Below are 13,426 nucleotides of genomic sequence, written 5' to 3'. Positions count from 1 at the left end.
ACAGCGAAAGGAATGATAGTTAATATGACAAGAAAGTTGATTTTAGGCATATTTCTTGCGATAACATTAATGCTGTCCGTAATTACCATTCCGCAGCAGCCGGCAATGGCTGCAACGGAAAAATTGATGGGTACGGATATATACAACGGATTGAGAGGCCAGAGTTTCAATGAAGGCTGGAAGTTTAACAAGGGTGATGTAAGTAACGGGCAAGATACCAGCTATAATGACAGCAGCTGGTCAAATGTTACTTTACCGCATGATTGGAGTATTTATAATACTTTCAACCAGAATTCCGCTTCAGGTTCCGGAGGGGGATATCTGGACGGCGGAATCGGATGGTACAGGAAAAGCTTTACAGTGCCCTCTGATTATGCCGGCAAGAAAGTTTTCATAGAGTTTGACGGAGCTTATATGAACAGTCAGGTATGGATAAACGGCACCTCACTGGGAACACGTCCATATGGCTATATTTCCTTTGAATACGATCTGACACCTTATCTTAATATTGGAGGCAATAACGTTATAGCAGTCAAGCTTAATAACAACCTGCCGACCAGCCGCTGGTATTCGGGAAGCGGCATTTACCGCAACGTATGGTTGACGGTAGTGGAGCCGGTACATGTAGCATACTGCGGAATGGCTGTTACAACACCAACCGTAAGCAGTAGTTCAGCTACGGCCAATGTCAGCACCAGGATATTAAACGAGGATAGTTCGGCGAAATCAGTTTCCCTGAAAACCACCATAACAGATGCAGACGGTAATTCAGTAGCATCAAATGAAGCAGCGGCAGTTAATGTTTCAGCTAAAGGCAACAATACCTTCAGCCAGGATTTCTCAATATCCAACCCACACTTATGGTCTCCGGCCTCACCATATATTTATTCGGTACAAACTCAGGTTGTTGTTGATGGGGCCGTGGTTGATACTTATAGGTCCACTATGGGCTTCCGTTATTTCAATTTTAGTTCAACAACCGGATTTTCCCTGAACGGGGTAAATACGAAATTAAACGGTGTCTGCATGCATCATGATCTGGGGGCTCTGGGAGCGGCAGTTAATTACCGTGCTATTGAAAGAGAGCTGCAGATGATGAAGGATATGGGATGTAATGCTATCCGTACTTCACATAATCCTGCTGATCCGCAATTTCTTGAAATTTGCGACAGGCTAGGCTTAATTGTTATGGAGGAGGCATTTGACTGCTGGGAAACCGGGAAGGTTTCCAATGACTACCATCTCTATTTCAAAAATTGGGCGCAGGCCGATGTTCAGGCTATGGTCACCAGAGACCGCAACCATCCATCGATTATAATGTGGAGCATTGGAAATGAGATTCCTTCACCCACAGCTGCTACCGCTACCAACCTTAGAAACTGGGTTAGGGCCATCGATACCACCCGGCCGGTAACCTGTGGCTTTTTTGCTGTGAGTATGGGCGATGCAGGTCCAATAGCTGCTGCCAACGTTCTCGATCTGGTGGGATATAATTATTTTCCGTATACGTATGACAGTGGACACAGCTCTCACCCGGGCTGGAAGATGTTTGGCAGTGAGACCAGTTCGGCAGTAAGAAGCCGGGGTATCTATAAAACCCCGACAAATAAAAATATCCTGACCGACAGCGACAACCAGTGTTCCTCTTATGACAACAGTGTGGTCAGTTGGGGAAGCAGCGCCGAATCATCATATAATGAAATCAACAAACGCAATTACATGGCCGGCGAATTCATATGGACCGGATTTGACTATATCGGTGAACCTACACCTTACGGATGGCCTGCCAAGAGTTCATATTTTGGAATAGTGGACACTTGCGGTTTTCCGAAGGATATTTACTATTTTTATCAGAGTAAGTGGACTACCAAGCCAATGGTACATATCCTGCCGCACTGGAATTGGTCAAACGGCACTAATGTGGAGGTGTGGGCTTACAGTAACTGTGATGCGGTTGAGTTATTCCTGAATGGGACTTCGCTTGGTTCCAAGAGTGTTGGGACCTCCGGACACCTTACCTGGAACGTTCCGTGGGCCTCAGGGACTTTGCGGGCCAAGGGTACCAAAGGCGGTACGGTAGTTTACGATGAGGTTGTTACTGCGGGAGCAGCTTCGAAAGTTTTGCTGAAACCGGACAGGACATCTATTACCGCTGATGGCAGGGATTTGGTCTATATTGAAACCGATATTGCCGATGCCAGCAATGTTACAGTTCCGACTGCAGCCAACAGTGTGAATTTTTCCATATCAGGACCAGGGGTGATTGTTGGGGTTGATAATGGAAACTCCATAAGCACCGAGCCGTATAAAGCGAACAGCAGAAAGGCCTTTAGCGGTAAATGCCTTGTAATTGTCCAATCAACCAAAAACAGCGGCACCATTGAAGTAACAGCAAGTTCGAATGGACTGTCTGCAGGCAGTGTGACCATAACCTCAACCGGAGGACCGGTTGAGCAGCCAATATCTCCGTATAAAAGGGTTGAGGCTGAAAGCTATAACAGTCAATCGGGAATCCAAAATGTTACCTGTGATGAAGGTACAGATGCAGTCGGCTATATTGAAAACGGGGATTACACCGTTTACCGGAATATGGATTTTGAAGCTGGTGCTAAAAGCTTTCAGGCCAGAGTATCCAGTGCTGCCAACGGAGGTAATATTGAAATCAGGCTTGACAGTATTACAGGTTCTTTGGCAGGAACTTGTCCGGTTGCCGGAACCGGCGGTTGGCAGGCCTTCACCGATGTATCGTGTGCTGTCAGCGGGGTAAGCGGAAAGCATGACTTATACCTGAAATATACCGGAGAAAGCGGATATTTATTTAACATTAACTGGTTCCAGTTTTCCAAGGAAACCGGAACACCGATACTTACCGGGGATCTCAATGGAGATGCAAGTGTTGATGCAACAGACTATGCTCTGATGAAAAAGTACCTTCTTGGATTAATTAACGATTTTCCTGTAGTGAATGACCTTGCAGCAGGCGATTTGAACAAGGACGGAGTTATTGACGCACTTGATTTTGCAGCGTTTAAGAAGTTGCTGCTGGGTATTTCTGTATTACCCTGAAGGTCGCAATACATTATTTATTCTGGAACTTAATACACATTGGAAAGGGGAATATACAATGAGAAAAAAATTACTGTACTTTGGAAGTCTGATAGCAGCCCTTAGCCTGATGCTGAGTATAGTATTGCCAACGGCATCAATGGCAGCTGCTGCACAACCGTACAAATGGCAAAATGTAAAGATTGAAGGAGGAGGGGGATACATACCGGGAATAGTTTTTAACCAAACCGAGAAAAACCTGGTATATGCCCGTACCGACATGGGAGGTGCCTACCGCAGCACCGATGGTGGCAATACCTGGACCCAGCTCATGAACTGGGTAAGCTATGAGGACTGGGAGCTTGCCGGGGTAGACAGTCTGGCTACCGATGCAGCAGATCCAAACCGGCTTTATCTGCAATGCGGCTTGTATACCAACAGTTGGGGCTCAAGAGGAGCGGTTCTGCGATCCACCGACAAGGGAAATACGTTCCAGATAACAGAGCTTCCGTTCAAGGTCGGAGGAAATATGCCTGGACGTAACATGGGTGAGCGTCTGGCCATAGACCCGAATAAAAACAGCATTCTTTTCATGGGTGCCCGTGAGGGACAAGGGCTTTGGAAGAGTTCGGACTATGGAGCAACCTGGACAAAAGTAGCCAGTTTCCCCAACCCGGGTACTTATATTCAAGATCCCAACGACACCAACGATTACCTGAACCATTATCCTGGGGTTGTATGGGTGACTTTTGATAAAAAGTCAAGTACTGCCGGGAATGCTACAAAAACAATTTACGTCGGTGTAGCCGACCTCAAAGAAAGTATATACCGCAGCAACGACGGAGGCAATACGTGGGAGGCCGTTCCGGGCCAGCCGACAGGCATGCTGCCTCAGCACGGAAAGATGAGCCCAAAAGGCATACTGTATGTTCCGTACAACAACACCCAGGGGCCTTATGACGGAAGTACGGGAGATGTATGGAAACTTGAAACTGCAACCGGAGTATGGACAAGGATAAGTCCCATACCTTCCACAGATACGGCCAACTGCTACTTTGGCTACGGCGGACTGGCAATTGATCCGCAGAATCCCGACATCATAATGGCAGCATCCCTGAGTTCCTGGTGGCCTGACGGTTATATCTGGCGCAGTAAGGACGGAGGTAATACCTGGTCTCCGATTTGGAGCATGGCAGGTTATCCCAACCGTGTCAACAAGTATACACTTGATATATCACAGGCACCGTGGATGGACTTCGGACAGTTAAAATCAATGCCTGAGACTTCTCCTAAACTCGGAGCGATGATGGCGTCGCTTGAGATAGACCCCTTTAACTCCAGCAGATTCATGTTCGGTACAGGTGCGGGTATATGGAAATGCGATAATGCGGATAAATGGGATGACGGAACAATGGTTATCAAGGTTGGCTCCATTGGTATGGAGGAAACGTCGGTGCTGAGTCTGGTCAGTCCTCCCACCGGTCCAAATCTGGTAAGCGGGCTGGGTGACATTGCAGGCTTTTTACACACCGACCTGACAAAGGCTCACCCGTGGATATTTGTACAGCCCAATCTTACCAGCAACCACTGTATAGATTACGCTGAAAATAATCCGCAGTTCTGGGTACGCTGCGGAGACGTGGACAAGCAATGGAATCCCAATACCAACCGCACGGGTTTTTCATATTCAGCCGGTGAAAACTGGTTCCAGGGCAACAGCGAACCCAACGGCATGCCCATGACCGGAGGAGGCGGTACTATAGCCGCAAACGCCGACGGTACTGCGGTTGTATATGCTCCTGCAGTAGACTATGTACCGGTGTGCTACTCGACAGATAACGGTAATACGTGGACTCCTGTAACGGGAGGGGTCCCGAATAAAGCAAAAGTGCGCTCCGATCGTGTCAACCCGAATAAATTCTATGCATACAAGGACGGAGAATTTTACTACAGCACCGACAAGGGGAAGAGCTTTACAAAGTCGGCGGCAGCAGGTCTTCCCAAAAAGGGCAGCACCGGTAACTTCAAGGCTGTTTTTGGCAGGGAAGGGGATATATGGCTGGCTCCGGGAGGAGATAACACTGAAGGGATAAATGGTTTGTGGCATTCCACTGACGGAGGTAAATCATTCACCAAGCTTTCCAATGTTCAGAAATCTGAAACGGTGGGCTTTGGCATGGCAGCACCGGGACAGAGCTATCCTGCCATATACATTCAGGGGGTAGTTGACAATGTACGCGGCTTCTACCGTTCCGACGATGCAGGAGCAACCTGGGTCAAAATTAATGACGCGGCCAACCAATTTGGTAATGCCAATGCGGATCTGACAGGCGACCGCAGGGTTTATGGCCGTGTATATATCGGTACTAACGGCTTTGGAATAAAAATGGGTGAACCCGCAGGTACAATTCCTGAGATTATAGTAGGAGATCTGAATGGTGATAAAAGTGTAGATGCAACTGATTATGCACTGATGAAGATGTATCTTCTCGGCGCAATAAACGATTTTCCTGTTGAAAATGATATTATAGCAGGCGATCTCAATTCCGACGGTGTAATTGATGCGCTGGATTTTTCAGTGTTTAAAAGGTTCCTGCTGGGTACCGTTACGAAATTGCCTTATTCTGATTGACTTTTCAATTGGGAAAGCAGCACCTGCTCCAAGTGCTTTCCCAATTGAAAGTTGGTATGGGGTTTTAAAATAAATACAGGGGGAAAAGCCGGAGTGGCAAGCTTCAAGGCCAGAGTATCAAGTGCTACAAGCGGCGGCAATATTGAGATAAGGCTTGAAAGTATTACCGGTACTCTCATAGGTACCTGCCCTGTTGCAGGAACCGGAGGCTGGCAGGCATTTACTGATGTAAATTGTGCCGTAAGCGGGGGTGGCGGAAAACATGACCTGTATCTCAAATTTACCGGTGAAAATACAAAACTGGCTGATTTGGATGCAAATGGAGAAATAAACGCACTGGACTTTTCCTTGCTGAAGCAATATTTATTGGGAATCATTAGTAATTTTCCGGGGCAGGCATAAGAAAATTATATTTATTTAGGGGGGGTTATATGTTAAGTATTTTGAGGCACAAAAAAGGCTTTGGATTAAAAAAATATTACATATTTCTTTTGATATTGTGTTTATTGCTTTCTCAAATTACTTTTGCTTTCGCATGGCAGTCTGACAACGGAAACGGCACCTTCAACAACCCGGTGATGTATGCTGACTATCCAGATCCCAGCATGATCAGGGTTGGAAATTATTTTTATCTGGCAACTTCCACTTTTGTCAATGTACCCGGGTTGGTTATCAGCAGATCCGAGGATATGGTCAACTGGGAAATTGTGGGCCATTGCATAGATACATTTACCGGAAACAATGCATATAACATGCAGGGCGGAGTGAAATACGGCGGCGGGTGCTTTGCTCCTTCCATAGCTTACAGGAACGGTACATTTTATGTGGTGGTTACTCCTAATGGAGAAAATACCCGTATTTACAGTGCCACTGATGTTGCAGGACCATGGAAGTACAGTGTGTTGAATGGTAGCTATTTTGATCCCGCCTTATTTATTGAGGATGACGGTATTCCTTATCTGGTCTTTGGCGGAGCGTGGCAGAATAAGATCAGCATGATACAGCTGAATTCCGGATTGAGTGCTACGACGGGGTCTGAAAAGGTAATTCTTTCTTATAATAATGTTGAGGGCTCTCATTTAGTAAAAGCCAAAGGAAAATATTATTTATTTAACGCTGTTCCCGCACAAAAATTAGTATGCTCCCGTGCGTCAGGCCTGTGGGGGCCTTATGGTGAGACTACCACCTTATGTACGGCAGGAAAAGGCGGCCATCAGGGCGGTATTGTAGATTTGCCGGATGGAAGCTACTGGGGCTATCTGCACCAGGATGATGGCGGAATCGGCCGTATGACCAGAATATGTCCCATTACCTGGCAAAATGGCTGGCCAATGTTCGGAAGAGAGGGACACCTGGGAGTGGTTGAAGCGTCCTATGCCAAACCAATTCTGAATAAGGCCGTCAAAGTGCCGCAAGCATCAGATGAATTTAATGGCGGCACCCTGGGACTTCAATGGATGTGGAATCATAATCCGGATAATACAAAATGGTCACTTACCAGCTCAGCTTTGAGATTAAAAGCTACTACCGGCTCGGATTTTTGGCATGCAAGAAACAGTTTAACTCAAAAAGGCCAGGGATTGACCAGTTCAGGCACCATTAAAATAGACTGCAGTGCCATGCAGCCGGGAGACATAGGCGGATTGGGAATGTTAGGCGATCCGAGGGGCTATATCGCAGTAACAGGTAATCCGAAGCGCATTATAATGTCGGAGGAAGACAGTGTAAAAGCTACTGTCAATAATATAACTTCAAATATTTTGTACTTCCGTATAGAAATGAATTTCAGCAACAAACAGGCAAAGTTTTTCTGGAAAGATGGGGAAGCCAAAAGCTGGCAGCCACTGGGAACAACAATAACCATGGGCTTTGATTGGCAGTATGGCACATTTCAGGGTGAACAGTATGCTATTTTGAATTTCAATCCCTCCGGAAGTTCAGGTTATATGGATGTCGATTGGTTCAGGTTAAATGATACGCCTGGTCCGGATGCTCCAGCCCCCGAGCCCGTATCGGCTTTTTCAAAAATCGAAGCAGAGAACTACAGCGCACAATCCGGTATTCAGATTGTAACCTGTGACGAGGGAACAGATGCTATTGGCTACATTGAAAACGGTGATTACGCTGTTTACAGGAATATTGATTTCGAAAACGGTGCGGCAGGCTTTCAGGCCAGAGCATCGAGCCCTGCCAGCGGGGGTAATATTGAAATCAGGCTTGACAGCATAACCGGTCCTCTGATAGGAACCTGTCAGGTGGCAGCGACCGGGGATTGGCAGACCTTTACCGATGTAAAATGCAATATCGGCGGTGCAAGCGGAAAGCATGACCTGTATCTAAAGTTCACAGGGGGAAGCGGATACCTGTTCAACCTTAACTGGTTCCAATTCGGGAAAGGCGGTTACTACCAACAGGGAGATGTAAATTCCGACGGGCAGATAGATGCTCTGGACTTCCAATTGTTGAAAGCATATCTTCTGGGCCTGGCAAATATAGAAGACACCAAGTTAGCCGACCTGGATTCCAGTGGTGAAGTTAATGCGATTGATTTTTCAATACTTAAGCAGTATTTGCTGGGTAATCCGATGGAACAGCAAGAATAAGGAAAGAAGAAATTAAATCTAATGAAATCATTAAAATAAAAGGAAGGATGAGACTATGAAACATTTTCTTAAACAACTTTTTGCAATTGCTGTAGGGATGGTTTTATTATTAACAGCCTCAGGCTCGGTGGTTTATGGAGCCGCCAACCCGAACCCGTCCTGGAATGTGGACGAGAGGGTAATTTTCCATGGACAATGCAAACCCTACGATTATTACGCCGCAAAGGACCCAACTATTGTTTACTATAACGGTAAATATCTTGTGTACTACACAGGAGCAAATCAAAGCGGAGGCTGGCAGATGTGCTTTACCTCCGCAAGCACCATTTCAGGGCTGAAAAATGCCTCCCGCACCTATTTGAGCAAAATAGGCGAAAGCTATTTCTGTGCACCGGAATTATTCTACTTTGAGCCGCAGAAATTATGGTACCTGGTTTACCAGGACGGAACTCACGGGGCGGCTTATGCCACATCCACAGACCCGAGCGATCCAAATTCCTGGTCGGGGCCGAAATCCTTCGGGATATCCGGTAATATGGGGTGGGATTATTACGTAATCTGCGACGATCAGTACGCCTACATGTATAATACTCCGGATGACGGCTCGGGCAAACTGTATATGCGCAGAACCACACTTGCAAATTTCCCGAATAAGGGATGGAGTTCACCTACAGTTGCATGCTCCAATGTTTTTGAAGGCGCGGCAGTATATAAAAGTCTGGCCGACAATCAATACTACCTGCTGGTGGAAGCCATGCTTGACGGCAGGAGCTATGAACTGTTCACCTCCTCAAATGCCGGAGGTCCCTGGACGCTGGTTAATAATAAATGGGCCACAAAGAGTAACCTTACCAAATACAATTCGGACAAGTGGACAACCAATGTTTCCCACGGTGAACTGATTCGTGCAGGTTATAACCAGAAGCTGGAGATTAATGATATCAACAAGGTTGATTTTCTTATTCAGGGAACGACCAGCCTTTCAGGTGACTATCAAAAGATAACCTGGGATCTTGGTCTTATAAGAAATTACACCGGCAGTCCTGATACACCTGTTGACCCAAGAACAGCCTTTGAAAAGATAGAGGCCGAGAGTTTCAACGACCAGTCCGGAATCCAGAACGTAACCTGTGACGAGGGCACGGAAGCTGTTGGTTATATCGAAAACGGTGATTACACCGTCTATAAGAGCATTGATTTCGGAAGCGGCGCCACAGGCTTTCAGGCCAGAGTATCCAGCGCCAACGCCGGAGGCAATATTGAGATAAGGCTGGACAGTGCTTCCGGTACTTTGGTGGGAACCTGTCAAGTTGGCGGAACCGGAGGCTGGCAGACCTTTACAGATGTAAAATGCAGTGTAAGCGGTGTCAGCGGAAAGCATGACCTGTATCTTAAATACACCGGAGGAAGCGGGTATTTATTTAACCTCAACTGGTTTACTTTCAGCAATGAACCTGTAGAACCGGTCTCAAAACTGGGTGATATAAATTCAGACGGACAAATAGATTCAATAGATTTACAGCTTATCAAGGCATATCTTCTCGGTCTGGGAACAATAGAAAATACAAAAGCGGGTGATTTGGATGCCAGCGGAGAAATAAATGCTATAGATTTTTCACTTATGAAACAATATCTGCTGGGAATAATATCTACTTTCCCAGGACAGAATACAGACCCGGAAAATCCTAAATTCCACTGCTTCCTTCTGCTGGGGCAATCCAATATGGCTGGATACCCCAAGGCTCAGGATTCCGATAAGGTAGAAGACCCAAGGGTGCTTGTTTTAGGCTACGACAATAACTCCGCCCTTGGCCGTGTCACCGATCAGTGGGATGTGGCATGCCCTCCGCTGCATGAGGCGTGGAATGGTGCCATCGGCCCGGGAGACTGGTTTGGAAAAACCCTGATACAAAAAGTTCCTGAGGGTGATACTATCGGGTTGATACCATGTGCTATCAGCGGTGAGAAAATAGAGACCTTTATGAAGTCCGGAGGCAGTAAATACAACTGGATTATCAATCGTGCAAAACTTGCACAGCAAAAGGGAGGAATCATAGAAGGTATCATTTTCCACCAGGGGGAATCAAACAGCGGCGATACCAGCTGGCCGGGAAAAGTAAAAACTCTGGTGGAGGATCTGAGGAAGGATCTCAATCTGGGCAACGTTCCGTTCCTTGCAGGTGAGCTGCTTTACAGCGGCCCATGTGCAGGCCACAATACGCTGGTAAACCAGTTGCCTTCTATAATATCAAATTGTTATGTGGTTTCTGCAAACGGGCTTGTTGTGGATTCAGCCGATACGCAATACCGACTCCACTTCGGACATGATTCTCAGGTTACCTTTGGAAAGAGGTATGCTGAAAAAATGATTCAGGCATTAGACTGGTAAGCTTTAAAAATGTAAGTTACGCTTTGGTGCGGGAAGACCGGATTCCAGTGGAGGAGATAAGGAAAGTGGGAATTGATGAAAGTTATAATTATTCGCTGGAAGGCAAGGCAGCCTTGAGTGAGTCCACGCCCAATGCATTTCTTATGGATGAAGGCAACAGGGTTGTAATGGTTACGGGTTACAGTTATGTATCCTTGATAAACAAAATCATTGAGCTGGGGGGTAATAAGGAGATACATACTGGGATTGCCGAATTAGTTTTACAAAAGTCAATTACGGTTGAAAGCCTTAGCTTTCCAGGCGTAATATTGCTTTTAAGCTGGCTTTGGGCCGATAGTAATTGACTTTTAAAATGGAGGTCAGAATATGTTGGGAAAAATATTTTACAGTTTTTTATTGGGTGCACTGCTGATCATGTTCTCTGCCTATCCGCAGGCAGCAGCGGCAAAAGCATCCCGTCAGATGGAATATCTGGACCGCGGGACAGTGGCTGTCAAGGTCGGCGGAGGAGTTTTTGTAAGCTGGCGTATATTGGGTACTGAGAAATCCAATGTGACATATAATCTTTACCGTGACTCAGCTCTGGTGGCTAATATTGCAGGCGCCGGCAACTATGTGGATAAAGCGGGCACCGCAGGTTCAAAATACTCGGTAAGTGCCGTGGCCGGCGGTACCGAACTGCCAAAGTCACCTTCTGTCGGTGTATGGGGCAGCAACTTCATGCAGATTCCCCTCCAGATCCCTTCCGGGGGGACCACACCAGACGGGGTGGCATATACATACAGTGCAAATGATTGCAGTGTGGGAGATCTGGATGGTGACGGACAATATGAAATTATTTTGAAATGGGATCCTTCCAATGCCAAGGATAATTCTCAAAGCGGATATACCGGCAATGTTTACCTGGATGCCTATAAGCTGAACGGCACACGGCTGTGGCGGATAGATCTGGGAAGAAACATACGTGCCGGAGCACATTATACTCAGTTCATGGTATATGACCTGGACGGTGACGGTAAAGCCGAACTGGCCTGTAAGACGGCGGATGGAACAAAAGACGGTACGGGTGCCACAATAGGCAATGCCGGCGCAGACTACCGCAACTCCTCGGGATATATTCTGTCGGGACCGGAATACCTTACAGTATTTGACGGAATCACGGGCAAGGCACTTTATACCGGGGACTATGAACCTGCCAGAGGAACAGTTTCCGGCTGGGGGGATTCCTATGGCAACCGTGTGGACCGTTTTCTTGCATGCATTGCCTACCTGGATGGGGTACACCCAAGTCTTGTCATGTGCCGCGGCTACTATACACGGACGGTACTTGCGGCATATGACTGGAACGGTTCAACCCTGACCAGGCGCTGGATATTCGACAGCAACAGCAGCGGCAATTCCGGATATGCGGGGCAGGGCAACCACAACCTGAGTGTTGCCGATGTGGACAACGACGATAGGGACGAGATCATCTACGGCTCCTGCACCATAGACGACAACGGTAAAGGCTTGTATACCACAGGTCTGAGGCATGGGGATGCAATGCATGTGGGAGATCTTGACCCCAACCGTTCTGGACTTGAGGTTTGGGCCTGCCATGAGGATTCCGCCGGCAATGGAGGAGTGGGCGCATCCTTCCGGGATGCCAAAACAGGAAGCGTACTGTGGAAATTCACTGCTTCAGGTGATGTGGGGAGGGCATGCTCGGCCGACCTGACGGCGCAATATGCCGGAGAGGAGGTTTGGGCGGCAGGAAGTTCCTTATATAGCAGTACAGGGCAGAATATAGGTGCGGCGCCTTCTCCCAAGAATTTCGCCATATGGTGGGACGGGGATGAACTCCGTGAACTTCTGGACAATACCAGCATCACCAAATACGGCGGAGGAACACTGCTTTCAGCTGGCGGCTGTTCCTCCAACAACGGCACAAAAGCTACTCCCTGCCTGCAGGCCGACATTTTGGGGGACTGGCGTGAAGAAGCCGTCTGGAGAACGTCGGATAATAAATACTTGAACATTTATACAACGACAGATGTGACAAGCCGGCGGATATATACCCTGATGCATGATCCTGTCTACAGGCTGGGGATTGCCTGGCAGAATACAGCCTATAACCAGCTGCCCCATACCGGGTTTTTTCTTGGAAACGGTATGAGTACACCTCCCGAACCATCTATTTATCTGGCCGGGGATGCTGCAAATCCTGTTATTATTTATGGTGATATAAATGATGACGGTACGGTAAATGCCCTGGATTTCGCTTTATTAAAGAAGTATATATTGACGGGGGATGCCACAGGTATCAATTTAAAGGCTGCCGACGTGAACAGGGATGCTTCGGTGAATTCAATCGATCTGGCACTTGTGAAAAGTTATCTGTTGGGTATCATCAGCGTTTTCTGACTTCAATTATTCATAAATAAAAAGAATACTCTCGAAAAGTAATTGGTAATTTCGAGAAAAACCAATACTTCACTCCATTTTCTTTGTGAAATGGAGCTATTTGTAGAAAAAGCATTGTACCTTGAGAAATTAATAGTTGTGTAATTTTGAGCCCAGATTTTTTGGGACAGCAAATAAACCTTTGAAATTCAAAGATTTTTAAATGCTGTTTGAAAAGTTCTTGTACTATTGCAATAGACTCAGAATACTAAAGGATTTGTGTTTGATCCAAGCATCCAGATGTATATTAGCAGCAGCGAAAGTGGCTCTTGCAAAACGGTGCTTTGAGCTCCTTGTTTTACCAGCTTCGATGTC

Annotated in this window: 6 protein-coding genes and 1 pseudogene; all 7 read left to right on the top strand. The window is 46.8% G+C overall.

Features of this window, described 5'->3' with window-relative positions; genetic code table 11:
- Positions 1–24: 24 nt before the first annotated feature.
- Entirely contained in the window at positions 25–3,066 is a 3,042-nt protein-coding gene (locus tag T344_RS0116600) for a carbohydrate-binding protein (RefSeq protein ID WP_027629640.1), read from the top strand.
- A 58-nt stretch (positions 3,067–3,124) separates the two neighbouring features.
- The gene (locus T344_RS0116595; protein ID WP_027629639.1) at positions 3,125–5,677 is read left to right on the top strand and encodes a VPS10 domain-containing protein; all 2,553 of its coding nucleotides are present in this window, start codon (positions 3,125–3,127) and stop codon (positions 5,675–5,677) included.
- An 87-nt stretch (positions 5,678–5,764) separates the two neighbouring features.
- Positions 5,765–6,079: pseudogene (locus tag T344_RS0116590) on the top strand (carbohydrate-binding protein); the annotation flags it as partial.
- Positions 6,080–6,108: 29 nt separating this feature from the next.
- Entirely contained in the window at positions 6,109–8,280 is a 2,172-nt protein-coding gene (locus T344_RS0116585) for a family 43 glycosylhydrolase (RefSeq protein ID WP_027629637.1), read from the top strand.
- A gap of 55 nt (positions 8,281–8,335) precedes the next feature.
- Positions 8,336–10,669: a non-reducing end alpha-L-arabinofuranosidase family hydrolase gene (locus tag T344_RS0116580; RefSeq protein WP_027629636.1), complete on the top strand. Its 2,334-nt coding sequence runs from the start codon at positions 8,336–8,338 to the stop codon at positions 10,667–10,669.
- Positions 10,670–10,734: 65 nt separating this feature from the next.
- Positions 10,735–11,013: a hypothetical protein gene (locus tag T344_RS0116575; protein WP_027629635.1), complete on the top strand. Its 279-nt coding sequence runs from the start codon at positions 10,735–10,737 to the stop codon at positions 11,011–11,013.
- 22 nt (positions 11,014–11,035) lie between these two features.
- Positions 11,036–13,072 (top strand): rhamnogalacturonan lyase family protein, encoded by a 2,037-nt coding sequence (locus T344_RS0116570; RefSeq protein WP_027629634.1) that lies wholly within the window; start codon positions 11,036–11,038, stop codon positions 13,070–13,072.
- Positions 13,073–13,426: the final 354 nt, after the last annotated feature.

Origin of the sequence: Ruminiclostridium cellobioparum DSM 1351 = ATCC 15832 (assembly GCF_000621505.1) — a bacterium.
Taxonomy (GTDB): Bacteria; Bacillota; Clostridia; order Acetivibrionales; family DSM-1351; genus Ruminiclostridium; species Ruminiclostridium cellobioparum.
Note: the sequence above shows the minus strand (reverse complement) of the source record. Positions and strands in the feature narration are given on the sequence as shown.

Bases quoted from the DNA above. Each gene is read 5' to 3' on its own strand.
- T344_RS0116570 (WP_027629634.1), top strand. From the start codon at position 11,036: ATGTTGGGAAAAATATTTTACAGTTTTTTATTGGGTGCACTGCTGATC.
- T344_RS0116580 (WP_027629636.1), top strand. From the start codon at position 8,336: ATGAAACATTTTCTTAAACAACTTTTTGCAATTGCTGTAGGGATGGTT.
- T344_RS0116595 (WP_027629639.1), top strand. From the start codon at position 3,125: ATGAGAAAAAAATTACTGTACTTTGGAAGTCTGATAGCAGCCCTTAGC.
- T344_RS0116600 (WP_027629640.1), top strand. From the start codon at position 25: ATGACAAGAAAGTTGATTTTAGGCATATTTCTTGCGATAACATTAATG.
- T344_RS0116585 (WP_027629637.1), top strand. From the start codon at position 6,109: ATGTTAAGTATTTTGAGGCACAAAAAAGGCTTTGGATTAAAAAAATAT.